Below are 25565 nucleotides of genomic sequence, written 5' to 3'. Positions count from 1 at the left end.
GCCCTCCTTCAAACCCAAGGGGGACCGTCGGCTATATCTACTCGTTTGCACAAAATGACACCAGGGCCAGGATATTAATGATCAAAAAAGCTCGACATTCAGGGCTGAATTCGCAAACTAGCCCCCCTCGTCTTATAAACTCATAAGGATAATCAATGAATCCTGTTGTTATCGCAGTCTGTCTGATGCTGGTACTCAGCCTGCTGCGCATCAACGTGGTGATCTCTCTCACCCTCAGCGCCCTTGTCGGCGGTATTGTCGGGGGCTTGTCGCTCACCGATACCGCCAATATTTTTGCCGGTGGTCTGGGCGGCGGCGCGACCATAGCGCTGAGCTATGCCATGCTGGGCGCCTTTGCCATTGCCATTGCTCGTTCGGGCATCACCGATTTGCTGGCGTTCAAGGTCATCAAGGCGCTGGGTAAAGATGCCAGTGCCGGGCGCATGTTATGGATCAAAAGTGTGCTGCTGGGTACCTTGCTGCTGGTGGCGGTTTCATCGCAAAATCTGATCCCCATCCACATTGCCTTTATTCCGATTCTGATCCCGCCGCTGCTGCATGTAATAGCCAAACTTAAACTGGACCGTCGCGCCGTGGCCTGTGTGCTGACCTTTGGTCTGACCGCCACCTACATGATGCTGCCCATTGGCTTTGGCGGTATTTTTCTGAATACCGTCTTGCTGGCCAATCTGCTGGAAAACGGCGTTGCAGTGACTAAATCCATGCTGCCAATTGCCATGGGCATCCCGGTGGGCGGCATGTTTTTAGGCTTGTTGGTGGCGCTGTTTTTCAGTTACCGCAAACCCCGTGAATATGATGAAAGCAAAATTGTAGCGGTAGAGCCCGAGCACATTCAAATCAATGTGCCGCACCTGCTGATTGCCGTGGTGGCCATTGGCGCCGCCCTGACTCTGCAACTATATAGTGACTCTATTATTCTGGGGGCCATGGTCGGCTTTATCATCTTTACCTTTGGTGGCGTGATCAAGTTTAAAGAAAGTCAGGACGCCTTCACCCAGGGGGTAAAGATGATGTCGCTGATTGGCTTTATCATGATTGCCGCCGCCGGCTTTGCTGCCGTCATCAAGGCCACGGATGGTATTGGCAGCCTGGTCATGGCCGTGGAAAGCACCATGGGTGACAATAAGCCTCTGGCGGCCCTGATGATGCTGATTGTGGGTTTGCTGATCACCATGGGCATAGGCTCGTCGTTTTCGACCATTCCCATTATTGCGCCTATTTATGCGCCCATGTGTATCGCCCTGGGCTTTTCGCCGCTGGCAACGCTGGCCATTATTGGTACCGCCGGCGCCCTGGGGGATGCGGGTTCTCCGGCTTCCGACTCCACCCTGGGCCCCACCTCGGGCTTGAATGCCGATGGCCAGCATGACCATATTTGGGACTCGGTGGTACCGACCTTTATTCACTACAACCTGCCGTTGATCGGCTTTGGCTGGCTGGCAGCCATGATATTGTGAGACAAAAAGGCAGTCAGCATTAAGCCGTAAGCTGTCAGCCACAAAAAACACCAAGCATAAAAAAAGCCGCACACTCATTTTGAGCGTGCGGCTTTTTTATCAAAAAATCATAAGTTCTAATTGCGAGTTTTGTACCTTAAAGGCACACTGCGGCCTTGAATAAGAGTTGTTAAAATATGGATGGTTTGGCCCCTTGGTGGAAGCAATGCTTCTGCGCTGAAGACTCACTTGATGATAGCCTTCAGGTGCCTTGACGACTCGCCCCCCTTTATCACGTTGAGGAACTGAATATGACCATGGTTACTGTCGCCGCCACCCAGATGGCCTGCAGCTGGAACAGAGACGAAAATATTGCCCGTGCCGAAAAACTGGTACGCGACGCCGCCGCCAAAGGCGCACAAATCATCCTGATTCAAGAGCTGTTTGAAGCACCCTACTTCTGTATCGACCAAAGCCCCGAGCATTTTGCCCTGGCTCAGGAAGTGGATAACAGCCCGCTTATCCAGCATTTTCAGGCGCTGGCCAAGGAGCTGGAAGTGGTATTACCGCTGAGCTTTTTCGAGCGTGCCGGCACCGCTTTTTACAATTCACTGGTAGTAATTGATGCCGATGGCAGCGTGCTCGACTTGTATCGCAAAACCCATATTCCCAATGGCCCCGGCTATCAGGAAAAGCAGTTTTTTACTCCTGGCGACACCGGATTCAAGGTCTGGCAAACTCGTTACGCCAAGATTGGCGTGGCCATTTGCTGGGATCAATGGTTCCCCGAAACCGCGCGCAGCCTGGCATTAATGGGTGCCGAGCTGATTTTCTTCCCGACCGCCATCGGCTCCGAGCCCCAGGATGCGACCATAGACAGTCAACCGCATTGGACTCGCACCCAGCAAGGCCACGCGGCAGCCAACCTGGTGCCGGTGATTGCCTCCAACCGCATTGGTACCGAGCAGAGCAAATTCCTGGACGGCGTGGAAATCACCTTTTACGGCTCTTCTTTTATCACCGACGAGTTTGGTGCCCTGGTACAGCAGGCCGATAAAACCAGCGAAGGGGTACTGGTGCACAGCTTCGATTTGGAGCAGGTAGCCAAACACCGTGCCAGCTGGGGCTTGTTTCGCGATCGTCGCCCTGGCATGTATGACACACTGCAAACCTCGGACGGCAAACAGCCGGGAGGCCGTTAATGGACGCACTAAAGGGCTTTTATATGCCCGCGGAGTGGGCTCGGCAAGAAGCGGTATGGATGATCTGGCCTCACCGCCCCGATAACTGGCGCGATAACGGCAAACCGGCGCAAGCTACCTTTGCGGCCCTGGCCGAGGCCATTGCCGTGGCCACGCCTGTATACATGGCGGTGCCAGAAGAAGAAATGGTTCACGCCCAACAAGTGATGCCGCCACAAGTCAAGCTGGTAGCCATAGACAGTGACGATGCCTGGGCACGCGATACCGGGCCTACCATGGTCATCAACCATAACGGGGATCGCGCCGGCATCAGCTGGATATTCAACGCCTGGGGCGGCCACGAAGAGGGCCTGTATTTTCCGTGGGAAAAAGATCAGGCCATGGCGGGCGCCATGCTGGCGCGCCAGGGGCTGCCCATGCACCCGTCGCCACTGGTGCTGGAAGGCGGCTCGATTCATGTGGACGGCGAAGGCACCCTGCTTACCACGGCCGAATGCCTGCTTAACCCCAATCGCAACCCGGACTACACCCAGCAGGATATTGAGCAGCAGCTGTCTGAATATCTGGGCGTCACGCATTTTATCTGGCTGCCGCAGGGTGTGTACCTGGATGAAACAGACGGCCATATCGATAACATGGCCTGTTTCGCCCGCCCAGGTGAAGTGATATTGCACTGGACCGACGATAAAAACGATCCACAATATGCCCGCTCTCAAGCCGCCTTCAAGGTGTTGAACCAGACGCGGGATGCCAAGGGCCGCCAGTTGAAAATATGGAAGCTGCCGCAACCCGGCCCCCTGCATATCACCAAACAGGAAGCGGCGGGTGTGGTAGAAGGCGCCGGCGTGCCTCGGCGTGCGGGGGATCGCATGGCCGCCTCTTACATCAACTTCCTGATCACCAACAACCGGCTGGTCTTTCCGCTGCTCGACGAACGTACTGATCAACAAGCTCAAGAGATGCTGCAAACCATCTTTCCCGAGCTGGACGTGGTGGGTGTGCCCACCCGGGAAATTCTGCTCGGCGGCGGCAACATTCACTGCATTACCCAGCAAATTCCCGCGGCAAAAACGTCGTAAGCATCAAGCTGTAAAGCGGTCAGTAACAACAAAAAGCCGAGTCTGATGACTCGGCTTTTTTTATGTGGAGCTAGTAGAATAAATTACTTGGCCCTGATTCTGCCCTTGAGACCGGTCAACCGTTCCAGAGCCGCTAACTGCTGCTCCAGCCGGGCCTTGTCGTCGGGGCCAACCCAGACTCTGTTCAGCTCGCCATGACGCGGAACCGAGGGTGTGGTTTGAGCACGGTATCCCGCTGCCTGCAGCTTTTTCACCAGCGCATTCACGTTGTCTGCATTACGAAACGCACCCAGCTGCACCACGTGCTCACCATGCTGCGGGGCCACCTGCTTGATCGTCGGCGCCGGCTGTACCACAGGGGCGGCCTTGACTATAGGCGCAGGTTTAACGACAGGTGCCGGCTTCGACTGCGGTTCAGGTTGTGGCTGTGGTGCAGGTGCCGCCGGTTTGGGCGCCACAGGCGGCGCTTCCCTGGCTTCTTCTATGGTCCACACCTCGGGTTCGGCGTCACGCTGAGCCGCCTGAGCCGGCTCGGGGGCCACTACCAGAGGGCGAACAGGCTCAAGCTCGGGGCGCAACGGTATGGTGACCGCCTCATCGGGGGCCAGCTGTTGCTTACCGTCCAGCAGATCGGGCAAAAAGATCACGCCCAATGCCACCAGAATAACGGTGCCTACCAATCGTTGCTGAAACTGTGTTGCCAAAGCCCCTCCCTACTTATTGCCGGTTATGCTGCCGGTAACGGCGCTGATTATCTTCTGCTTGCCAACGATTTACTTGCCAGTACGTCGGCAACGGTGAAAAAAGAGCCGAACGCAATGATCACATCCTGCTCGCCGGCGTTGGCTTGCGCCGCCGCCAAGGCATCGGCCACCGAATCAAAACAGTGCCCGGGCTGGCACCGAGACAACTCGGTCGCACTGGCGCCTCTTGGCCCACCCAGGCTCGCCAGATACCAGTCGTCAACCAGGTCGTGCAAGGGTGCCAGACTGGCGGCGATGTCTTTGTCTTTCAACATCCCCACCACCGCCACACAGCGCCCCTTGCCTTTGATCGACGGCAAGCGGCTGGCCAGATAAGCCGCCGACTCCGGATTATGGGCAACGTCCACCCACAAGCTTGGGCCCAGCTGTTGCAAGCGGCCGGTCAGCTGCGCCTGCACCAACCCGACCTTGATGGCCTCAATATCCGGCATAAATGGCGACAACGCCAATGTAGCCAGCGCCGTGGCCGCATTCATGACGGGTAAAGAAGGTAACGGCAAACCGGTTAACGCCAGGCCAAAGCCGGTAAAGGACCACTGCTGCGCCTGTGCGGGTACCTGGCTATCTTGCAGCTGCCAGGCGTATTCCCGTCCGGTGCAATACAAGGGGGTACCCACTTGCTCGGCATGGGCCAGCAAACTGGAAGGAGGATCCGCATCACCACATACCGCAGGCTTGTGCTGGCGAAAAATACCGGCTTTTTCAAAGCCGACACTTTCCCGATCCGAGCCCAGCCAGTCGGTATGATCCAGGGCAATGGTGGTGACCACGGTTTGATCCGAGGCCACCACATTGGTGGCATCCAGCCGTCCGCCCAGCCCGACTTCGAGCAACACCACCTCGGGGCTGGCTGCACGAAACAACCACAGCGCCGCCAACGTCGTAAACTCGAAGTAGGTGAGCGCCACCTCGGCCCTGGCCGTTTCGACCGCCGCAAAGGCGGCACAAAAATCGGTCGCGGCCGGGCTGTCGCCATTAATGCGTACCCGTTCGCGATAGTCCACCAGATGAGGGGATGAATACACCCCCACACTGCGGCCCGCCGCGCGCAACATGGACTCAAGCAAGGCACAGGTTGTGCCCTTGCCATTGGTGCCGCCCACGGTAATCACATAGCTGGGCAGGCTCAATAAACCCAATCGCTCTGCGACCAGGCTCATGCGGGACAGCCCAAGCTCGATGTGCGCCATGTTAAGGCCTTCCAGCACCGCCAGCCAGTCGGCCAGCGAACGCTGCGGCACTGTGCTTGTGCGGCTCATTATGCTTCGGCAGGCTCCTGGTTCATCAGCTTGCCGATAAGCCCTGCTACCTTGTCGCGCATTTCGCGGCGATCGATGATCAGGTCGATGGCGCCATGTTCCAGCAGGAATTCACTGCGCTGAAAGCCTTCGGGCAGCTTTTCGCGTACCGTTTGCTCGATAACGCGTGGGCCGGCAAAGCCGATCAGGGCCTTGGGTTCGCCCACGTTAATGTCACCCAGCATCGCCAGACTGGCAGATACGCCACCCATGGTGGGGTCGGTTAATACCGAAATATAAGGCAGACCGGCTTGTGACAAACGATTAAGGGCCGCGCTGGTTTTGGCCATCTGCATCAGCGAGAACAGGGCTTCTTGCATACGTGCACCACCAGAGGCAGAAAAACACACCAAGGCACGGTTTTCTTCTATACAGGCGTTAACGGCGGCGATAAAGCGTGCACCGACCACAGACGCCATGGAGCCGCCCATAAAGGAGAACTCAAAGGCGCACACCGCCACCGGAATGCCTTTCAGGGTGCCGGTCATGGAGACGATGGCGTCTTTTTCGTTGCTGGCTTTTTGTGCCGCGCTGATGCGGTCTTTATATTTCTTGGAATCTTTGAATTTAAGCACATCTTGTGGCTCAAACTCGGTACCCAGCTCTACGCGGCCGTCCTGATCCAGAAATTTGTCCAGACGCAGGCGTGCACCAATGCGCATATGGTGATCACACTTGGGGCACACTTCCAAATTGCGATCCAGCTCGGCGCGGTATAATACCTGCTCGCAACTGGTGCATTTGCTCCAGACACCTTCTGGAATATTGTGACGACGAACACCGATGTTCTTATTCTTGGGAAGAATTTTCTCTAGCCAACTCATGGAAATCCTTAGCGTGATTGCATCGTTATTGCAGCTTGCAAGCTGCGGGTTTTGCAAAATTATTGCAACAAAAGCAGACAGGCTGCCGGGTGTGCTTTCTTGGGAGACCCCGTTGTTATGGCGTGCATTAAACCATATATCAGCCTGCTCGTTGATAAAAAATTATCGGTTTGTGGCTCTGTACTAGGCGCCCAATGTATCGGGCAGCCACAAGGGGCCGGGTATGGTCGCTGGCAGGCCAAATGACTCGGGATAATCCACCGTCACCAAATACAGACCACCGGCCTTGGCGGTCGGGCCCGCTACGTTACGGTCCCGTGCCGCCAGTACCTCTTTCACCCAGCTAACCTCCATTTCGCCCAGCCCCACCTTGATCAGGGTACCGGCGATATTGCGTACCATGTGGTGCACAAAGGCATTGGCTTTAATGTCCAATACGACGTAATGCCCGTAGCGCTGAACTTTCAAATGTAAAATATTGCGAAACGGGCTTTTAGACTGACACTGCACGGCCCGAAAAGAGGTAAAGTCATGCTCGCCCAGCAAACACTGCCCAGCCTCATGCATTTTTTGTGCATCAATATCGCCCACATAATGACTCACACCGCTACCATGAATAGCCGGGCGCATATTGTGGTTAAAAATAATGTAGCGATAACGACGCGCCGTGGCACTGAAGCGGGCATGAAAGTCGTCGCTGGTGTTCTTTACCCAACGCACGGCAATGTCCATGGGCAGGTTCGCATTCATGCCCAGTGTCCAGGCGCCGGGCTGACGATCGGCCAGAGTATCAAAATGCACCACCTGGCCGGTGCCATGCACGCCAGCGTCGGTGCGGCCTGCACATTGCACCGTGACGGGATGATCGGCAATTTTCGACAAGGCTTTTTCTATCTCAGCTTGCACACTGGGGACTTCTCGTTGTCGTTGCCAGCCGTAATAACGGCTGCCGTCATACTCGATGCCAAGAGCAATGCGCATAAAAATTAATTCCACGGGATAAAAAGGACGGCAATTATACTCGTTAGCGAGATAAATTGAAGAACCGGCCTCGTGTTGAGGCCGGTAAAGGCTTAACCGAGCTTGGCGAGTCGCTGCAGCAGCTTTTGTGCATCACGCTGTTGGGCTTCATTGCCGCGTTCTATGGCCTCGTTCAGCAACTCTCGCGCGCTGTCGATGTCATCAATTTCAATGTAGGCGCGGGCCAGGTCCAGCTGGGCACCAATTCCACCTTCATCGGCATCTATGTCCACACCGTCACCCTGACCTATCACATTGGCATAGTTATCAAGTTCCAGGTCCAGCTTGCGCTCCAGTTCCGGATCCGGGCCATCACCCAGCTCGGCATCGGCCATCAACTTGTCCACCGAGACATAGGCGTCTTCCGCCGTACCCATCGCGGCAGTCGTTGTGGCCTGTTCAGCATCATCCATCTGGCTGAGGTTGTCAGGCACGTCTGCGTCACTGGCGGTAACCGCCGTATCGCTGAACAGATCATCAATATCGTCATTGGATACAGCATCATCTCCTGCCGCCAGAAGAGCTTCATCATCAAATAACGCATCTTCGTCCAGTGCAACTACCTCAGGCTCGGCAGTCACGGACGACTCACCGAACAAGTCGTCGATATCATCATTAGATACCGGCTGATCATCGTCAGCCAGCCCTTCGCCCTTCATCTGGGCTTCATCATCAAACTGGGCTTCATCATCAAACTGAGCTTCATCATTAAACAAGGCGTCGGACAGATCCGGCTCCTCGTTCTCTTCCGGCGTCGGTTGCAGGCGCTGGGCTTCTTGCTCTTCCAGCAGCTGTTGTTCTTCCAGGAAGCGGGCGAACGCATCTTCGTCCACATCCTGCTCAGGTATGTTGTTCTCTGACTCTTCGGTTAGAGGAGTATTGTCACTTTCGGTGGCAAACAGATCTTCAAACTCGTCGCGCTCATCGTCCAGCATGGCGCTGGTTTCCGATAACTCCTGCTCTTGCTCGGCCAGGTTGCGTCGTTCCCGGTTACGCCACCACAAGGTAAACAGCGCCAGCAACAGCAAGGCCGGTAATATCAGAATAAGCGCCAGATTCAAGGGGCTGTTGAGCAGCTCGCTCAACCAACCTTTTTCAGACTTAATCTCATCCGGCTTGTTATCTTGCGCGTTGAGAGGCTCCGCTTGACGGGACACCTTTAGATCCTCTACCTCTGCCGTCAACTGCGTCAAACGTTGGCGCAATGCCTGATTATTATCGGCCAGCGACGCCAGTTGTTCATTGGACATGGCGACCTGTTCACGCAGCTCGTCCATCAGTTGCAGTTGCAGACGATTCATCGCCGCGTCTTCAGCCTGTTCAGGGCTGGGGGCAGCAACCGGTACCGGCGCGGCCTTGGGTTCGCTCAAACCATTGGCAGGGGCGGCGGTTTGAGTCTCGCTTGACTGGCTAACCGGCACTGGCGGCGTTGCGGCAACGGGCGCACTTTGCTCGACGGGCGCAACAGGACTGGCGGCCGGCTTGGCCTCTGGCTTGGTTTCTGGTTTAGCCTCTGGCTGGGCAACCGGCCTGGCCGCAACCATGGGAGTCGGCGTGGCCGGTGCAGGTGGCGCTGCAACCCGGGTTCTGCTGCGACTGCCCTGGCGACTCAGACGACGAAATTCCGCTTCAGCCTCTTGTGCCGAACGTTGCCTGGCCTGGGTGACGGTCGGCAGGCGCAATTGGGCACCGCGTTGCAGGTAGTTGATGTTACCCCGTACAAATGCCTGAGGGTTGAGGTGATACATGGCCACCATGGTCTGTTGCACCGTGGTGGGAGCCCGGGTGTAGCGCGCCGCTATCGCCCACAGGGTATCTGTGCTGCGTATCGGACCATAACGACCCGGACTGGCTGCAGGCTGCACCGATGCAGGTGCGGGGTTGGCACTCTGCTGCCCGGCAGCAGGTGCATTGGCCCGTGCCGGCTCCGCAGATTCGGGCCCTCTGAGCTCAATATAAAATTCGCCCTGCGCTATAGCAGCAGCCGAGTAGCCGAGCCACATAGCCAGGCCCACACCAAGATAGGGTCTGCGTTGTTTCATCAAGTTTCTTGTATCCTTTTCCTGACGCTGTAGCGGAGCGTTCAACGGCCAGGGCTTGCCATGACCCATGTATATAGAAAACAGTGTAGAAAAAAACAGTGCCGATAGGAACTTATCTATTGTTCATCAACGCGAATGATTTCAATACTCTCATATCGACCATATTCGCTTAGACTTTAAAACCCAGCTCTGAGGCCGTCTGGCCTGCGTTAATCAACTGCAGCGATCCCAGCTCTCTGCGCTGCGGATAATGCTTGCGCAGGCGATCAAAAAATCCCGGCTGACCCAGCGCCAGACGAAAGGCGCGATCATCGCGTTCAATGTCGTACACCAGTTTGACCAGTCGCGCGATCAGCCCCTGATCCAGAGGGCTCTCAAGATGTACTGCGCCAATGGGCGGTGCTGGCAACAGCTGCTCTGGGCTCAATACCATCTCGACTTGCTTGAGTTCACACAGCGCGCGATACAAGGCAAAAGTGCCTCTGGCCTTGCCTTCCAGGCTATAACCGGCGATGTGCGGGCTGGCCAACAGCACATGAGGCACCAAAGGCGCCAGCACCTCGGGCTCATGTTCCCAGACATCCATCACCAGGGTCAACGGCGTAGAACCCAGCTGGCGAGCCAACAATGCGGCATTATCCCATACATCACCGCGGCAGGCGTTAATCAGCACCTGTTCGCTGCTGAGCCCGTCAATGGCCGACTCATTCAACAAGTGCCAGGTGGCGTGCTGTCCTTCTCGGGTAAGCGGCACGTGAAAGCTGACGATGTCTGCGGTCAAGGCGTGAGCCAGTTCGACAAAAGCTGTCGGATCACCCTGTGCCTTAAATGGGTCGCATAACAGCACTTTCATGCCCAGCGCCCGGGCGCGTGCCGCCACCTGAGAACCGGTATTGCCGACCCCCACCACGGCCAGGGTTTTGTCTGCAAGCTGCCAGCTTTTGTGCTCGGCTACCTTCAGCAAGGCGGCCAGCACGTAGTCGCCTACCGCCACCTTGTTGCACCCGGGCGCACTGGCAAAGGCAATGCCACGACGGGCCAGCAAGGCGGTGTCGATGTGGTCACACCCTATGGTGGCCGTTCCCACAAAGCTCAGGCGCTGCGCTTGAGCCAACAGGGCTTCGTTAACCTGAGTAATGGAGCGCACCAGCAATACATCCACATCAGCAAGCTGATCCGGTGTCATATCTCTGCCCGCACAGGTCACTATTTCTGCCCAGTCGCCAAACAGTTCCTGTACATAAGGCATATTTTCGTCAGCCAGCAATTTCATCGACAACCTCCTGAAATAACGCGTCATTGTACTCTTTGTTGGCACAAGCTTCAGCTTTCATTCGTCCCTTGTTTTGCTAGAATCGCCGCCTCTTGTTCAATCTGTTTTTTGGCGCCCATATTATGACATCTCGATTATTCTTTACGGTGCTGGCGTTACTGGTACTGCCCGTGGCGATTGCCAGCCTGGGCTACCAATCGCAGTGGCACTGGTTTCCCTTGCTGGAGCTCGATGAAGCCCCCGCCCTGTTTGCCTACAGCATGACACTAACCGTCGGCAAATTCGGCATTGCCTTCACCTTGTGTGCGTTAAGTGCGCTGGCATTGTTTCGCTGGCGCCGTCGTCCCGGCCAGCTTGCGGTGTTTTTCCTGTGCCTGATGGCCGCCCTGGGCAGTGCCTTTGTTACCAAAACCGTGGCCAAGCAATATTTCAAAGAGCCCAGACCTTATGTGCTCTGGCTGGCAGACAAGGGGCGACTGGCCGAAAGCGAGCGTTTTTATGCGCAAATCCCCGTCATACGCGAACGCTGGTTGGCAGACGGCTTAAGCGATATGTCTGAACAGCAGGTGCCCGGGTGGCTGAAACTGCATTGGCAAGACGAGGTCAGCTATTCCTTTCCGTCCGGCCATTCCATTGCCGCCATGACCATTGCCGGTTTTTATTGTCTGCTATTGCTGTACCGGCGTCGTTCACCCTGGCTGACAGGTACACTGGCCGTGTGGGCGGTAGCTGTGTGTTATTCACGACTGTTGCTGGGGCTGCACTGGCCTGTAGATATTCTGGCCAGCAGTGTACTGGGAGTCATGTTCGGTGTACTGGGCGCCTGGGCGTTTATCTGGTGGGATCAGCGTGAGCTGACGGATTAGGGATTAGGGATTAGGGATTAGGGATTAGGGATTAGGGATTAGGGCTACAGTGAAGAGTGAAGAGTGAAGAGTGAAGAGTGAAGAGTGAAGAGTGAAGAGTGAAGAAATTAACCCTTACCCTTCACTCTTTATCCTATTTTCTTGGTCTTGATTTTTCCGTGTGTTCAGTGGATTCCGTGGTAAAGAAATCTCTAGTCTTTAACGTCTTGTATCAGGTGTGGTTATGTTTATCCCTTCACCCTTTACTCTTCACCCTTACTTTCGTTTACTGACCGAAATAGCGCACAAAGGGGGCTGTATCGCGCTCGGGGAGCTTACGCACTTCTACCTGAGGCGTACCCAGATACAAAAAGCCGACGATTTGATCTTCATCAGTCAGATCCATCGCCTGATGCACGCTGCGGTCAAAGGCAAACCAGCCGGTGCGCCAGATGCCGTTAAAGCCCAGTGCCAATGCCGCCATCTGCATGGCCATCAGCGCACAGCCGGCAGAAATTTCCTGCTCCAGCCGTGGCACCTTGTCGTGGGGTTTAACCTTGGCTACCACGGTAATGATCATCGGCGCTCGCAAGGGCGCATTACGGGCTTTTTCGATGCTGTCTGGCGCTTCGCCTTTGGCCAGTGCCGCCTCGGCTAGAATATTGCCCAGGGCATGGCGCTGCTCACCTTCAAACACGATGAATTCCCACGGTGTTAACGCCGCATGATCAGGGGCGCGCAGTCCGGCCTTGAAAATGGTGTCCAGCTGCTCACCCGCAGGGGCTGGCTCGACCAAACGCGGATTGGAGTGGCGGTTTAATAACAGTTCCAGTGCATCCATCTATAACACCTTTATAAACAAGCAAAATCAATTAGGTGCGATACCTTAGCAGCACCCGGCGCCGAGCGCCAAAAAACGTGACGGGTGAAGAGGACGGACTCAAGACCGAGAGTAACAACTTCTTTGCCACGGAACCCACGGAAAAGGGCCAAGAAAATCACTTATCGTAAGTAAGGCCTTATAATAAAGCTTTCTTTCAGCTTTTAGACTTTGCTTCGTCGCTCTACTTCCGTGTATTCCGTGGCAAAAATAGATTTAGTGTCAATATCGTCCTCTTCACCCTTCACCCTTCACTCTTCACCCTATATTTTAAGCGCCAGCTCCATGCCCTGGCGAATCGCCCGCTTGGCATCCAGTTCGGCTGCCACATCGGCCCCACCAATAAGGTGCACCTTGCAGCCCAGCCCGATCAGTGCGGCGTGCAGCTCTCGGTTGGGCTGCTGGCCGGCACAGATAATCACGTTGTCGACCGGCAGACACAGGGCTTTACCCTCCCGCTCTATGTGCAACCCCTGGTCATCAATGCGCTGATAACTCACGCCCCCCCACATGTGCACCCCGTGGTGTCGCAGACTGGCCCTGTGGATCCAGCCGGTGGTTTTACCCAATCCCTTACCGGGTTTATCCGCCTTGCGCTGCAGCAACCACAGCTGACGAGCCGGTACTATGGATTCGGGCGGCATCAGCGCACCGGGAGAATCATAGCTTTTATCAATGCCCCACTCGGCCAGCCATTGCTCGGTATTCTGATGACCATGGGCCACCAAAAATTCGGCCACATCAAAACCAATACCGCCAGCGCCGATAATCGCCACCTTGCCACCCACTGGGGTATGGTGCGCCAACACATCGAGATAGCTCAACACCTTGGGGTGGTGAATGCCTTCTATACCGGGGGTGCGCGGTAAAATACCGCTGGCCAGGATAACTTCGTCAAATGCCTGCAGCTGTTGTGCATCGGCCACTGTGCCCAGCCGCACTTCCACGCCGGTTTGCAACAGGCGGTGGCGAAAATAACGCAAGGTTTCGTAAAACTCCTCCTTGCCCGGTATTTGCTTGGCGTAATTGAACTGGCCGCCAATCTCCTCGGCTTTATCGAACAGCACCACTTGGTGGCCTCGTTCGGCCGCCTGACAGGCAAAGCTCAAGCCTGCGGGGCCCGAGCCCACCACGGCCAAACGCTTGGGACTGATGGTGGCCGTGGCTATCAATTCGGTTTCATAACAGGCTCTGGGGTTAACCAGACAGGTCGCGCGCTGGCGCTTGAACACATGATCCAGGCAGGCCTGATTACAGGCAATGCAGGTGTTAATCAGCTTGGCCTGGCCCGCCGCCGCTTTATTGACAAAGTCGGCATCGGCCAAAAATGGCCGCGCCATACACACCAAATCCGCCTGGTCCGAGGCCAGTATATGCTCGGCCACCTCCGGGGTATTAATGCGGTTGGTGGCCACCACCGGCACCGATAACGCTCGGCGAACTTGTTCCGTCACCCAGCTAAAGGCGGCTCTGGGCACACTGGTGGCAATGGTAGGTATGCGCGCCTCATGCCAGCCAATACCGGTATTGATAATATTAACGCCGGCTTCTTCCAACGCCTGGCCCAGCGCAATCACTTCTTCCAGCGTCGAACCTTGTTCCACCAGATCCAGCATGGATAATCGAAATATCAGAATGAACTGCTCGCCCACGGCGGCGCGCACCGCTTGCACTATCTCCACCGCAAAGCGATGGCGCCGGGCACGGCTTCCTCCCCACTCATCTGTTCTGAGGTTGGTTCTCGCACATATAAACTGATTGATGAGATAGCCTTCGGAGCCCATGATTTCAACGCCGTCGTACCCTGCCTCCCGGGCCAGCCTGGCGGTATGGGCAAAGTCCTTGATGCAATTTCGGATCTGGCGCGCGCTCATGGCGCTGGGTTTAAACGGCGAAATGGGGGCCGCTTTGGCGGACGGTGCCTGAGCAAATGGGTGGTAGGCATAACGGCCGGCATGCAGTATTTGCAGCGCAATCTTACCGCCCTCCTGATGCACCGCTTCGGTTAACAACCGGTGACGCGCCACCTGCCAGCAAAAACTGAGTTGAGCGGCGTTGGGCAGCAAGCGGCCACGAAAGTTGGGGGCAATGCCGCCAGTAATAATCAGGCCCACGCCACCGCGGGCCCGTTCCTTGTAAAAAGCGGCCAGCTTCTCGAAGCCGTCTTTTTCTTCTTCCAGCCCGGTGTGCATGGATCCCATCAGCACCCGGTTTTTCAGCGTGGTAAAGCCCAAATCCAGAGGGGCCAATAAATGGGGGTAATGGCTCATTATACTTTCACCTATCGCTACAGGTTTGACCACTTGAGGCTAGTGCATCAGTTCCGCTCTTTCAAACGTTTGTTTTAAGTACAATAAAAAACAAGACCTCGCGCCCAACTTCGGTTAATTAACCCCCCAGGCTCCGGTTTTCTGCGTGGTATTGTGCCCTCTCAGCCGTCATAATGGTTTGATTCAATACTCATTTCGTTTAAGGCAATACTATGTGGTCTGCGATCAAGTGGTTTTTTCGTACTCTGGGCCGGGTACTGAATGCCATTCGTCTTTTGGTGTCGGGGTTGTTTTTTTTAGCCATTATCGTGTTTGCGGTACTGATTTTTGGTGGTAAAGATGACACCACAGTACTGCCGGCAAAAGCGGCGCTGACTCTGGCGCTGGCAGGCCCGGTGCTGGAGCAGGAAACCACTGCCAACCCAAGACGACTGGCAGAAAAATGGTTTGCCGGTGACACCACACCGCCCGCCATGACCTTGAACCAGATCAAGGACGCGCTCGATCAGGCTCGCAACGACGATCGTATTGGCGCCCTGGTGCTGCAGCTGCAAAACATGACCGAATCGAGCATTACCAAGCTTGATGAAGTGGGTCAGGCCATCGAAGGCTTCAAAACCTCGGGCAAACCCGTTTATGCCATTGGCGATTACTACACCCAGGGCCAGTATTACCTGGCCGCCCACGCCGATGAGATCTTGCTCAACCCCGCCGGTGGCGTCACCATTCAGGGGCTGGGAGTGTACCGGCTGCATTACAAGTCGGCGTTCGAGCGCTTTGATATCACGCCTCATGTGTTTCGGGTAGGCACGTACAAATCCTTTGTCGAACCCTATATTCGCGACGACATGTCGGCAGAAAGCCGCGAAGATACTCTGCGCTGGCTGGGTCAACTATGGCAGCATTATCAGGACAAGGTCGCCACATTAAGAGGCATTCCGACCGATCACATCAGCCCAAGCAAAGAGCAACTGCTTAGCCGCTTTGCCGCCGTGAATGGCGACCCGGCGCGGTATGCCCTGGAACAGGGTCTGGTGGATCGCCTGGCCAGCCGTACAGAAATGCTGCAGACCGTCGCCGAACAGGTGGGTTGGAATAGCCAGACCAACCAGTATATGAGCCTGGAAATCACCACGTATCTCAACCACGCCAGCCCTAAACCCAAATCGGCACCAGCCGTGGGGTTGATTACCGCCAGCGGCGCCATCATGAGTGGTGCCACCGCCACCCCCAACAGCATCAACGACGAGCATATAAGCCAGCTGATCAATGAAGCCCGTCTGGATGCAGACATTCGTGCTCTGGTGCTGCGCATCGACAGCCCCGGCGGCAGCGCTTTTGCCGCCGAGCAAATTCGCAGTGCCCTGCTCACTTTCAAAGAAAGTGGCAAACCCCTGGTGATCTCCATGGGCAGCACAGCGGCTTCTGGCGGTTACTGGATTGCCGCCGACGCCGACAAGATTTATGCCGCGCCCACCACCCTCACCGGCTCTATTGGCGTATTCGGCCTGTTTTTAACCTTTGAAGAAGCCTTCGAAAAACTGGGGCTGAATACCGATGGCGTGGGCACCACCGATTTTGTGGGCGCCGGCCTGACCACGGGCTTGCCCGAGCACACCAAACAGCTGATCCAGATGGGGGTTGAACATACCTATGGTCAGTTCGTCGAGCTGGTCGCCAAGGGCCGCAACATGAAGCCGGCACAGGTCGAGCGCGCAGCCCAGGGCCATGTATGGACCGGACAAGACGCCAAAGAGCTGGGGCTGGTGGATGAACTGGGCTATCTGGACGATGCGCTGGCCGGTGCGGCCGAACTGGCCAATCTGGGCGAATTCAGCATCAAGCGGGTAACCATGCCAATGACCGCCAAAGAGAGGTTGCTGGCCCAGTTTATGAGCGATTCCAATGTGCTGGCCGATTTGGCCAACGCCGCCCTGCCTGCGGCACTGCGCCCCGCGGGCAAGCAACTGCAGCAGGAGCTGAACACCCTGGGTCGGTTTGACGATATTCGTGGCCAGTATGTGCTGTGTGTGGCGTGTCAGGAGTTTTAATGCAGCCTAAAAATATCTATATCGCCTACACAGGCGGCACCATCGGCATGCAAAAATCCGCCAGAGGCTATGTGCCTCTGGCGGGCTTTATGACCGAACGCCTGGCCAATACCCCGGAGTTTCACTGTGCCGAGATGCCCAACTATCATATTCATGAATATGATCCGCTGATTGACTCGGCAGACATGACACCCGCCGACTGGCAGCGTATTGCCGACGATATTCAGGCCAACTACGAACATTATGACGGCTTTGTGGTATTGCACGGTACCGACACCATGGCATTTACCGCCGCTGCCCTGTCGTTCATGCTCGAAGACCTGGACAAGCCGGTTATCGTTACCGGCTCACAAATTCCACTGGCCGAGCTCAGATCCGACGGCCGCCCCAATTTGCTGAATGCCCTGTACGTGGCCGCCCATTATCCCATTAATGAAGTGGGCCTGTTTTTTAATAATCGGCTGTATCGAGGCAATCGCGCCAGCAAAGAACACGCCGACGGATTCGAGGCGTTCGATTCCCCGAATTTTCCGCCGCTGCTGAATGCAGGTATTAATATCAGTCTGGAAGCAGGCACACTGGGCAAACCCAGTAGCCAACCGCTGACGGTCAGCCCCATTACCCCCCAGCCCATCGGTGTGGTCACCCTGTACCCGGGCATTAGCGCCGAGGTGATTGCCAATATCTTGCAGCAACCGGTAAAGGCGCTGATCCTGCTGTCTTATGGGGTGGGCAATGCTCCGCAAAATCCCGCCATGCTAACCCTGCTGGCCGACGCCACGGCACGTGGAGTGATCATCATTAACCTGACGCAATGCCAGCGTGGCAGCGTCAATATGGACGGCTACGCACCGGGCAAGGCGCTGGCCGCCGCCGGCGTCATTTCCGGCTACGACATGACCACCGAAGCCGCCCTGACAAAACTGCATTATTTGCTCAGCAAAAACCTCTCTGCAGAAAAAGTCCGTAAAATGATGGGCCAAAACCTGCGGGGTGAATTAAGCCGCCCGGCATAGGGCGGCTCTGCCATTTTTTATCTTCTTAACATCTTCACCATGAAGGTATAGTTTGGCGTATTTTAGGGTCTGTTGACCTGCTATACTTCTGCGGATGTCGTCAACAGTAAACATTTTGATGCTCCGCCCATTACGCAAAAGCAGGTCTCAAATATATCTGACGCTATAACACCCGTTTTATCAACACGCTTAATCTTATAATGAAAATTTGCGACAATATTTTATATGTCAGGGATGAATACAGTGCGCAGCCAGCCATGCGCCTGCTAACAAGGCCAGATATACATGGAAAAACGTGATGTTTTTGAATTTGCCGACCACAAGGATGAAACCTTAGAGCAAAAAACAGACGCCTGCTGGACAGTGCTGAGCGTGGACGACGACCCCGCTTATCAGGCTTCGCTCACCTACTCCCTGAAAGGGTTGAATTTACACGGTCGCCCCATCTCGTTGCTGACCGCCGCTTCGGCCGCCGAAGCAGCCACAGTGTTGACCCAGACTCCGGATATTGCCGTGGTATTGCTCGACGTGGTGATGGAAGACGATACCGCCGGACTGCGTTTGGTTGGCACTATTCGTGAAACGCTCGGCAATATGGCCATCCGCATCGTACTGCTGACCGGTCAGCCGGGCGCCGCGCAGCAAGGTCATGGATAAACTCGATATTGACGAATACTGGGACAAGGCCGAACTGACCAGTTCTCGCTTATCGAGTGTACTGACCAGTCAGATCCGCACCTGGGTCTACATCAGTCAAATCAACACCGCACGGCAAAACCTGCAGATGATTGTCGCCGCTTCCCGTTTAATCAACAGCAAGCAAAGTCTGTCTTGTTTTACCCGTTCCGTACTGAGCGAAGTTGACAAATTTATTGGACTTCGCAACGGCGGCATTATTTGCGCTCTTAATCCGCAATCCAAACACCCCTTGCAGGTCATCGCCAGCAGCGGTGTGTTCGAACATCTGCCCGATAATGTCCCGCTTGCTGTCGAACATCTGGATGTCCCGGCAGCGGCCATAGAGCAAGCCATTCTTCGTCGTGAACATCAATGGCAAGATCAGTACAGTGTCTTATATTTCAATACCCAGGCAACTGAAACCTATCTGATGGTGATCAAACATAATACCGCCCTGCCGGATGGTTCCCATTCGATGCTGCAGGTATTTTGCGAGAACATAAACAGTGGATTCAAGAACATAGCCCTGCTTAATCGCCTGTCTGACCTGGCCTACAAGGATCCGATACTGGGCATACACAACCGTAACTGGCTGGTACGTGAACTGGAATTGATGGCCGCACAAGACATTGAACAGACCATGATGCTGATGGTTGAAATCGAACATTTCGATGAAAGCATGCTGGCCTTTGGCGACCAATTCTGCAACCGCCTGCTGGAACAGGTTTATCAAACGCTGTCTGGCCAGCTGCCGGAAGCCATCGCCATCGCCAAAACCGGCGACAATGCCTTTGCATTACTGCTGCCTCGGCAAATCGAGTTGTCTCACGATACTTTCAAACCGCGGCTTATTATGAATGATGAGGTGACCCAGCAGCTGTTTCTGACCGCCTCGCTACTGGAGCTGCGCCATTTTATCCACCGCCAGCCCGAAACCATTCTGGTACTGGCTCGTGCTGCCTGCACTACAGCACGCAGGGCAGGCAAGCAGTTCATTCATGTGGACAGGCAGTTTAGCGACAAGACCACTGCGGGTTACAATCTGCTGCAGGATCTGCGCCTGGCCATCAATCATCAACAGCTCAGCATAGTGCTGCAACCCAAGGTGCGCCTGGCTGATGAAGCCGTGGTGGGCCTGGAGGCGCTGGTACGTTGGCAGCATCCCCATGGTCACTTTGTGCCGCCCTGCGAATTCATTCCTATCGCAGAGGCCTCGGGCGTAGTCGGTTTACTCGACCGACTGGTATTCAAACAGGTAGTTTCGACACTACAGACTCTGCACAGCGCAGGCTACGCACTGCCCATCGCATTTAACCTCTCCAGCAGCGATCTGCTCGACGGTGCTCTGATGACAGAGCTGATTGATTTTGCCCGTTCGAACCAGCCCGGCTCACGGTTGCTGGAAGTCGAAATCACCGAAACACAGATCATGGGAGACTATGCTCAATTTCGCCAGGCACTGGACAAGCTGATCGACGCCGGCATCCAGATCAGCATCGACGACTTTGGCATTGGTTATTCTTCGCTGTCCAAAATAACCCATCTTCAGGCCCACAGCCTCAAAATTGATAAAAGCTTCATCGACGACGTTACCACCGACATCAATGCGCGCCACATTGCCGAGATGATACTGCGACTGGGCCAGCGGTTCGGCTTCTCGATTATCGCCGAAGGGATAGAGAATCCGGAACAAAAAGCCTACCTGTTGCATCAAGGTTGCGAAATGGGACAAGGCTACCTGTTCTCCCAGCCTATGCCACTCGATCACCTGCTGGAATGGCTTTGCGGACGGGCTATTGTCAATGTCAGACCATAGCCCGGGCACTCGGAAAGACGAGATGCTCCGGTTTGTTCGCCCCAGGCTAGTCAGCCTGATCCTGGTTGCGCTCATTATAGGCCTGCTTGTTTACTGGCAGGGATACAGCGCGGCCCGGGTGCGTAATCTAATCCACCTTTCTGATCTGGCCGCGTCGGCAACCTCAACGCTGAATCTGGGGTTGGGTCATGTTCGCAACAGCTTGCGGTTGCTTTATGCGGTACCGGATGTACGCCACTGGCTGGGTATAAATGAGCAGGCAGATCCGGCGGCCTTAACCGAGACTCTGGCCAGTATGGGCCGCGTTGATAGCAACATTTCCCAAATTCGCTGGCTCGATGCCGACGGTTATGAACGCGTCAGGGTCAATATCAGCGAGGGTCAGTCGCAGGTGGTCCCTAAAGAGCACCTTCAATTAAAGCGCCAACGCTACTATTTTACCCATACCATGCAGTATCCCTGTGGCGAAGTTTATCTGTCGCCGGTCGATCTGAATGTGGAAAACAACACCATAGTTCGTCCCTTTCAGGCCACGCTTCGCGCCAGTATCAGAACCTGTGAGCAGGAAGGCTTACTGCCGGGCATGCTGTTACTCAATGTCAATCTCAACGATATTCTGGATCGTGTCCGCGCCATGACGGGCCAACAGATCAACCTGTCGGTGATGGATCAACAAGGCTACTGGTTGGTCAATACGGATCCCGATAAGGAGTGGGGCTTTATGCGCGACCAACCATCACTCACTCTGGCCAAGCAATCGCCCGAACTATGGCAGCACATTGTGAGTGAGCAAAATATAAAACAACTGTTCAGCAGCTTTGGGCAGGTTGTGATGCCGGTCACCTTGTCGTCTGCCACCTCGACAACCCACAACGTGGCAGCAAACCGCCTGTATGTTGCCGCTTCGCTCACCCCTGCTTACCAGCAGAAAATACACAATGAATTGCTGTTACGCGCGGTGGGGGTTTCATTGCTGCTGCTCGGCACAGGCGTATGGCTGATCCGTCGTGAATGGCATTCACTGCAACAAGAACGCCATTTAAGCTCCCTGATCGATCAGGAACGACAACAGCTCGCCAACAGTAACCAACGACTTTCAGCCGTACTGCAGCAGCAACAACAACTGCGAGATGAGCTGGTCGAAAAACAGAAATTATCGTCACTCGGTATGATGGTGGCCGGCGTCGCTCACGAGATAAATACCCCTGCCGGGGGTGCGTTAATGGCAATCAGCCATCTGCAACAGCAACGGCAACAACTACAGCAGGCCTTTGACACTCAAATGACCCGTTCCGAACTGCAAGGCTTTCTCACACAGTCACAAGAAGGGCTGGATCTGGCGGAACATAACCTGAGCCGAATTCGCCAGCAAGTCCGCAGCTTCAAGCGTCTGGCCGTCGATCGGCACAGTGAAGAGCCTGTGTTATTCGAATTAACAGACGTGGTCACCGATTTGCTCAACGTGATGCACAGCAATCTCAAGCAGGCCAGGGTCACGGTTCACAGCGCGCTCGACCAGCCGATGACGCTGTTTAGTCTGCCCGGGGTGATTTCACAAGTGTTACAAAGCCTGATGGAAAATGCCCTGGCGCACGCCTTTCGTGATCTGCCACGCGGTCAAGTCCAGATTGATGCCCAGCTTCATGATGAGAAATGGTGCTCTTTAAGTGTGACGGATAACGGCCACGGCATAGTACCTGAGCTGATCGAGACGCTGTTTGAGCCCTTCGTGACCAGCGGTCGTCAGTTTGGTCATTCCGGCTTGGGTCTCAATTTAGTCCGTCAGTGGGTATACGGCGTACTCGACGGCAAAATCGAGGTGCATTCAGAGCCCGGTAAAGGGACCCGATTTACCTTGATGTTACCTAGAATACTGATCCCGTCGTCATCTGCAGATAATGAAGTAGCAGCCAAGGGCCAGGGTAAAGACCGATGGGCTTAGCCTTGAGATAACCGCCAGTGGTTGAGCAATTCGGCCATATTGCCAACATCGAGTTTATTCATGGCCGAGGCCCTGTGCACTTCCACCGTGCGCACCGCCACACACAGTTGCTCGGCGATCGCCTTGTTGGTGAGCCCCTCGGCCACCAGATTCACCACTTCTCGCTCGCGGTTCGACAACTGAGAAAAAAGTTGGCGCACTCTTGCCTGCTCGGTCAGCAAGGTTACCCGCTCTTGGGCCTGTTTCAGGGCACAAGCCAACCGTCGGGCATCGACGGGTTTTTCCAGAAAGTCTACCGCTCCCTGCTTCATGGCCACTACCGCCTGCGGGACATCGCCGTGGCCGGTGAGCAAGATCACGGCGATGGCACAGTGGCGTTTTAACAAGGCTTGCTGTACCGCCAGACCATCGAGTGTGGGCATGGCCAGATCGAGCAACAAAATAGCGGGAGTTCGCTCATCCAGCTCAGCCAGAAACTGCTCGGGATCCGACCAGCCCCGGCTGGCATAGCCCATGGCATTCAACAAGAAACGATTGGCGGCCACTACCTGCTGATCGTCATCTAAAATATAAATCTGCATTAACTTTCCTCAGGTATAAACAAGCTGGCACGGGTACCCTTGTCGGTATTTTCCAATGTTAGCCGCCCATTCAGCCGCAGCGCCAAACGGTGGCTGACCAGCAGTCCTATACCCATGCCGTGATAATGTGCAGCGGGCAGATTGTGCTGTAAAGCAGCAATAATACCGGGGTCGACCCCGCCCGCATCATCTTCGATGGTAAGCTGCCAGCCACCGGGCTCGGGATGAGCCTGGATCTTGATATATCCCCCCTGTCGGCCCGAGGTGGCAACCCGCCGTCCGTGGGCATTCAGGGCATTGCCCAACAGGTTATTCAAAATCTGCTCTATTGCCGGGCGCACGCTCAACAGCGAACCTTCACTAAACCGGCCAGACAAGATCACCGAAAGCGCATCGGCCCGGGGCTGCATGCGCGTCACCAGCTCCCGACATACCTTGGCCAGGTCCATCGGCTCGGCGCTGGGTAAAGGCTGGGTGGCCCACTGACGAAACCGGCGAATAATCGCCGCTCCGCGTTCGGTTTCAGCCACTATGTGGCCAAACGCCTCTTGCTGTTGCGCGGTGTGACTGACCAACTCTCCTGCCTGGGCATACGCTTGAATAGCCGACAACGGCTGATTGAGTTCATGGGCCAGGCCGGTGGCCATTTCGCCCATCAAGATCCGCAGCCGTGCCTGTGCCAGCTCCTGCTCTTTATCCTGTATCAGAGTATGCAGCTTGTCCCGCTCCTGAGTGCGCCTGAGCAATAACAGCGTGACCCGATAATGATGCAGCAGCAGTGCCAGTGCAATAATCACCAGGGTCACCAGAAAAGGCCAGTAGCGAAGAACGAGCTGGTGCAGCAACTGCAATGGCAACACTGGGGCCGCCGGCCCCAGTTGCCAGTCTTTCAATAACTGTTCAACCTCATCCAGCCTGATGGGCGCTCCCCACAGTGGTCGCTGCTGGTACTCCAGACTCAAAAGAGCGCGACTGGTCGCACGAAGCAGCTGTTCGTCGGTGACGCCCACGGCAGCAAAACTCCACCCCGGATACAAGGGCGTAGAACGTACACAATGCGCGTCTTCTTGCATCATCAGGGCGCGAAAGTTCGATAACTCGATCAGCCCTTCTTGCTGCATGTCTTCCAACAGACAGGTTGGCAACATGGCCGCACTCAAGGCACCGTCGCGCAGTAAATACGCTAGGGCATCTACCGGATAACCACTAAAGCGCAAGTCGAGATCCGTGGGCAAAATCCCCTGACGACGCAGTTGCTCGGCCACCAGCAAGTAGCCACCAAAAGCTTGCTCGTGCACCGCCCCTACCCGCTGACCGCGTAACTGCCCGGGCTCGACAATGGGGCTGCTGGCACGCACCCACAGGGTGCCCGCCACGCTGGCGCGCGCCTGGCCATAATAAGGGTCAATATAGGATGCCAGCCAGTTCAGTTTCTGACTTTGACTCAACATGAAATGCGCCGGATGGGTCACTACAAAATCCAGCTGCCCGGCGCTCAACGCCTCATCGAGTTGCTGCTGGGTAAGGTAGCGCCCTGCAAATTGATGACCTGGCGTGGCGCTATTCAGCCCATTGAGCGTCGCCGACCATTGTTCCCGCGCCTGGGCTTCCCCCCTGAAGGCTAAAAAACCCACCGTATATTGCTCGGCAGCCACCGGCGCACTGAGCAAAAGCAGCACAATGGCGGATAAAAACCTGTTCCAGATCAAGTCAAAGTCCCTTATGTGGTAAACCACAGTAGAGGTCGTTAGCACAGGTTCGGGACAATAGCATTCATCCCTCCCGAGGAGCTATTTATGGACGTCAGTAAACGACAATTTCTTAGAAATTTGACCGGGCTCACCGCTGGCGCCAGCCTGATCCCCGTTACCGAACTGCAAGCGGCACCGGCAACCGCCTTGGCCGACAAGCGTTATGGCATGGTTATCGATCTGCGTAAATGCATTGGCTGCCAGGCCTGTACCGTGAGTTGCAGCATGGAAAACCTCCCCCCCATCGGCCAGTTTCGAACCACGGTGCAGCAATATGAAGTCGCCGTGGCCGGCAACGAGCAGATCTCTCAGGTGATGCTGCCACGACTGTGCAACCACTGCGCCAATCCGCCCTGTGTGCCGGTGTGCCCCACTCAGGCAACGTACCAAAGAGCCGACGGCATAGTAGTGGTCGATAACAAACAGTGCGTGGGCTGTGCCTATTGTGTGCAGGCTTGTCCCTATGACGCGCGCTTTATCAACCACGACACTCAAACCGCCGACAAATGCACCTTTTGCGTGCACCGGCTGGAAGTGGGCCTGCTGCCCGCCTGCGTGGAGTCTTGTGTAGGAGGCGCTCGCGTTATTGGTGACATGAAAGATCCGGACAGCAAAATCAGCCGGCTTTTGCATGAGCACAGTCAGGACATCAAGGTGCTCAAGCCCGAGCAGGGCACCGCGCCACAAGTGTACTACATCGGTCTGGGTGACGAGTTTGTTGACCGCATAGACGGCCAGCCCGGACTCTGGTTTCCCGAACACAGCTAGGAGGCGTT

The 25565-nt window shown here is 55.6% G+C and carries 20 protein-coding genes; 10 read left to right on the top strand and 10 right to left on the bottom strand.

Features of this window, described 5'->3' with window-relative positions; genetic code table 11:
* The first annotated feature begins 155 nt into the window (after window positions 1-155).
* The 3 genes from IEW52_RS10995 to aguA all read left to right on the top strand — a co-directional run bounded on the left by IEW52_RS10995 (window position 156) and on the right by aguA (window position 3738).
* Window positions 156-1478 carry a Na+/H+ antiporter family protein gene (locus IEW52_RS10995; RefSeq protein ID WP_188630125.1) on the top strand — a complete coding sequence of 441 codons (1323 nt, stop codon included), beginning with the start codon at window positions 156-158 and terminating at the stop codon, window positions 1476-1478.
* A 290-nt stretch (window positions 1479-1768) separates the two neighbouring features.
* Window positions 1769-2659, top strand: coding sequence for an N-carbamoylputrescine amidase (gene aguB, locus IEW52_RS10990; protein ID WP_188630124.1), 891 nt, complete (start codon window positions 1769-1771; stop codon window positions 2657-2659).
* Window positions 2659-3738, top strand: a complete 1080-nt coding sequence (aguA, locus tag IEW52_RS10985; RefSeq protein ID WP_188630123.1) for an agmatine deiminase — start codon at window positions 2659-2661, stop codon at window positions 3736-3738. The genes aguB and aguA overlap by 1 nt, the downstream gene beginning before the upstream one ends.
* An 83-nt stretch (window positions 3739-3821) precedes the next feature.
* Here aguA and IEW52_RS10980 read toward each other — a convergent pair whose 3' ends face one another.
* The 6 genes from IEW52_RS10980 to IEW52_RS10955 all read right to left on the bottom strand — a co-directional run bounded on the left by IEW52_RS10980 (window position 3822) and on the right by IEW52_RS10955 (window position 10959).
* Complete coding sequence (locus IEW52_RS10980; protein WP_188630122.1) at window positions 3822-4442, bottom strand: SPOR domain-containing protein; 621 nt, start codon at window positions 4440-4442, stop codon at window positions 3822-3824.
* Between the two features lie 47 nt (window positions 4443-4489).
* Window positions 4490-5764 (bottom strand): bifunctional tetrahydrofolate synthase/dihydrofolate synthase, encoded by a 1275-nt coding sequence (gene folC / locus IEW52_RS10975; protein WP_373286229.1) that lies wholly within the window; start codon window positions 5762-5764, stop codon window positions 4490-4492.
* On the bottom strand, window positions 5761-6624 hold the full coding sequence (gene accD, locus IEW52_RS10970) for an acetyl-CoA carboxylase, carboxyltransferase subunit beta (RefSeq protein WP_188630120.1): 864 nt from the start codon (window positions 6622-6624) through the stop codon (window positions 5761-5763). Before accD ends, folC begins: the two co-directional genes overlap by 4 nt.
* Window positions 6625-6807: 183 nt before the next feature.
* Entirely contained in the window at window positions 6808-7605 is a 798-nt protein-coding gene (gene truA, locus IEW52_RS10965; RefSeq protein ID WP_188630119.1) for a tRNA pseudouridine(38-40) synthase TruA, read from the bottom strand.
* A gap of 92 nt (window positions 7606-7697) precedes the next feature.
* Entirely contained in the window at window positions 7698-9686 is a 1989-nt protein-coding gene (locus IEW52_RS10960) for a FimV/HubP family polar landmark protein (protein ID WP_188630118.1), read from the bottom strand.
* Between the two features lie 169 nt (window positions 9687-9855).
* The gene (locus IEW52_RS10955) at window positions 9856-10959 is read right to left on the bottom strand and encodes a 4-phosphoerythronate dehydrogenase (protein ID WP_188630117.1); all 1104 of its coding nucleotides are present in this window, start codon (window positions 10957-10959) and stop codon (window positions 9856-9858) included.
* 122 nt (window positions 10960-11081) lie between these two features.
* Here IEW52_RS10955 and IEW52_RS10950 point away from each other — a divergent pair, with 122 nt between their 5' ends.
* Complete coding sequence (locus IEW52_RS10950) at window positions 11082-11825, top strand: phosphatase PAP2 family protein (protein ID WP_188630116.1); 744 nt, start codon at window positions 11082-11084, stop codon at window positions 11823-11825.
* Window positions 11826-12090: 265 nt separating this feature from the next.
* Here IEW52_RS10950 and IEW52_RS10945 read toward each other — a convergent pair whose 3' ends face one another.
* Together IEW52_RS10945 and IEW52_RS10940 are read right to left on the bottom strand one after the other, a co-directional pair.
* Window positions 12091-12645: an NAD(P)H nitroreductase gene (locus IEW52_RS10945; RefSeq protein ID WP_188630115.1), complete on the bottom strand. Its 555-nt coding sequence runs from the start codon at window positions 12643-12645 to the stop codon at window positions 12091-12093.
* Between the two features lie 302 nt (window positions 12646-12947).
* Window positions 12948-14954 carry an NADPH-dependent 2,4-dienoyl-CoA reductase gene (locus tag IEW52_RS10940; protein WP_188630114.1) on the bottom strand — a complete coding sequence of 669 codons (2007 nt, stop codon included), beginning with the start codon at window positions 14952-14954 and terminating at the stop codon, window positions 12948-12950.
* 212 nt (window positions 14955-15166) lie between these two features.
* Here IEW52_RS10940 and sppA point away from each other — a divergent pair, with 212 nt between their 5' ends.
* The 5 genes from sppA to IEW52_RS10915 all read left to right on the top strand — a co-directional run bounded on the left by sppA (window position 15167) and on the right by IEW52_RS10915 (window position 22457).
* Window positions 15167-17005 (top strand): signal peptide peptidase SppA, encoded by a 1839-nt coding sequence (gene sppA / locus IEW52_RS10935; protein WP_188630113.1) that lies wholly within the window; start codon window positions 15167-15169, stop codon window positions 17003-17005.
* Window positions 17005-18021 (top strand): asparaginase, encoded by a 1017-nt coding sequence (ansA, locus tag IEW52_RS10930; protein WP_188630112.1) that lies wholly within the window; start codon window positions 17005-17007, stop codon window positions 18019-18021. Before sppA ends, ansA begins: the two co-directional genes overlap by 1 nt.
* 285 nt (window positions 18022-18306) lie before the next feature.
* Window positions 18307-18678 carry a response regulator gene (locus IEW52_RS10925; protein ID WP_188630111.1) on the top strand — a complete coding sequence of 124 codons (372 nt, stop codon included), beginning with the start codon at window positions 18307-18309 and terminating at the stop codon, window positions 18676-18678.
* Window positions 18671-20515, top strand: a complete 1845-nt coding sequence (locus tag IEW52_RS10920; RefSeq protein ID WP_188630110.1) for an EAL domain-containing protein — start codon at window positions 18671-18673, stop codon at window positions 20513-20515. Before IEW52_RS10925 ends, IEW52_RS10920 begins: the two co-directional genes overlap by 8 nt.
* A 22-nt stretch (window positions 20516-20537) precedes the next feature.
* Window positions 20538-22457, top strand: coding sequence for a sensor histidine kinase (locus tag IEW52_RS10915; RefSeq protein WP_188630109.1), 1920 nt, complete (start codon window positions 20538-20540; stop codon window positions 22455-22457).
* Here the strand turns inward: IEW52_RS10915 and IEW52_RS10910 are convergent.
* Both IEW52_RS10910 and IEW52_RS10905 read right to left on the bottom strand, forming a co-directional pair.
* Window positions 22454-23038, bottom strand: coding sequence for a response regulator transcription factor (locus IEW52_RS10910; RefSeq protein ID WP_188630108.1), 585 nt, complete (start codon window positions 23036-23038; stop codon window positions 22454-22456). The two genes, IEW52_RS10915 and IEW52_RS10910, sit on opposite strands and share 4 nt — an antisense overlap.
* Complete coding sequence (locus IEW52_RS10905) at window positions 23038-24747, bottom strand: PhnD/SsuA/transferrin family substrate-binding protein (protein WP_188630107.1); 1710 nt, start codon at window positions 24745-24747, stop codon at window positions 23038-23040. The genes IEW52_RS10910 and IEW52_RS10905 overlap by 1 nt, the downstream gene beginning before the upstream one ends.
* 87 nt (window positions 24748-24834) lie before the next feature.
* Here IEW52_RS10905 and dsrO point away from each other — a divergent pair, with 87 nt between their 5' ends.
* Window positions 24835-25557 (top strand): sulfate reduction electron transfer complex DsrMKJOP subunit DsrO, encoded by a 723-nt coding sequence (gene dsrO, locus IEW52_RS10900; RefSeq protein WP_188630106.1) that lies wholly within the window; start codon window positions 24835-24837, stop codon window positions 25555-25557.
* Window positions 25558-25565: the final 8 nt, after the last annotated feature.

It is taken from the genome of Oceanisphaera marina (assembly GCF_014643915.1).
GTDB lineage: Bacteria > Pseudomonadota > Gammaproteobacteria > Enterobacterales > Aeromonadaceae > Oceanimonas > Oceanimonas marina.
This window is presented reverse-complemented; position numbering and strand designations above follow the sequence as displayed.

Bases quoted from the DNA above. Each gene is read 5' to 3' on its own strand.
- IEW52_RS10995 (WP_188630125.1), top strand. From the start codon at position 156: ATGAATCCTGTTGTTATCGCAGTCTGTCTGATGCTGGTACTCAGCCTG.
- aguB (WP_188630124.1), top strand. From the start codon at position 1,769: ATGACCATGGTTACTGTCGCCGCCACCCAGATGGCCTGCAGCTGGAAC.
- aguA (WP_188630123.1), top strand. From the start codon at position 2,659: ATGGACGCACTAAAGGGCTTTTATATGCCCGCGGAGTGGGCTCGGCAA.
- accD (WP_188630120.1), bottom strand. From the start codon at position 6,624: ATGAGTTGGCTAGAGAAAATTCTTCCCAAGAATAAGAACATCGGTGTT.
- truA (WP_188630119.1), bottom strand. From the start codon at position 7,605: ATGCGCATTGCTCTTGGCATCGAGTATGACGGCAGCCGTTATTACGGC.
- IEW52_RS10960 (WP_188630118.1), bottom strand. From the start codon at position 9,686: ATGAAACAACGCAGACCCTATCTTGGTGTGGGCCTGGCTATGTGGCTC.
- IEW52_RS10955 (WP_188630117.1), bottom strand. From the start codon at position 10,959: ATGAAATTGCTGGCTGACGAAAATATGCCTTATGTACAGGAACTGTTT.
- IEW52_RS10950 (WP_188630116.1), top strand. From the start codon at position 11,082: ATGACATCTCGATTATTCTTTACGGTGCTGGCGTTACTGGTACTGCCC.
- IEW52_RS10945 (WP_188630115.1), bottom strand. From the start codon at position 12,645: ATGGATGCACTGGAACTGTTATTAAACCGCCACTCCAATCCGCGTTTG.
- IEW52_RS10940 (WP_188630114.1), bottom strand. From the start codon at position 14,954: ATGAGCCATTACCCCCATTTATTGGCCCCTCTGGATTTGGGCTTTACC.
- sppA (WP_188630113.1), top strand. From the start codon at position 15,167: ATGTGGTCTGCGATCAAGTGGTTTTTTCGTACTCTGGGCCGGGTACTG.
- ansA (WP_188630112.1), top strand. From the start codon at position 17,005: ATGCAGCCTAAAAATATCTATATCGCCTACACAGGCGGCACCATCGGC.
- IEW52_RS10925 (WP_188630111.1), top strand. From the start codon at position 18,307: ATGGAAAAACGTGATGTTTTTGAATTTGCCGACCACAAGGATGAAACC.
- IEW52_RS10920 (WP_188630110.1), top strand. From the start codon at position 18,671: ATGGATAAACTCGATATTGACGAATACTGGGACAAGGCCGAACTGACC.
- IEW52_RS10915 (WP_188630109.1), top strand. From the start codon at position 20,538: ATGCTCCGGTTTGTTCGCCCCAGGCTAGTCAGCCTGATCCTGGTTGCG.
- IEW52_RS10910 (WP_188630108.1), bottom strand. From the start codon at position 23,038: ATGCAGATTTATATTTTAGATGACGATCAGCAGGTAGTGGCCGCCAAT.
- dsrO (WP_188630106.1), top strand. From the start codon at position 24,835: ATGGACGTCAGTAAACGACAATTTCTTAGAAATTTGACCGGGCTCACC.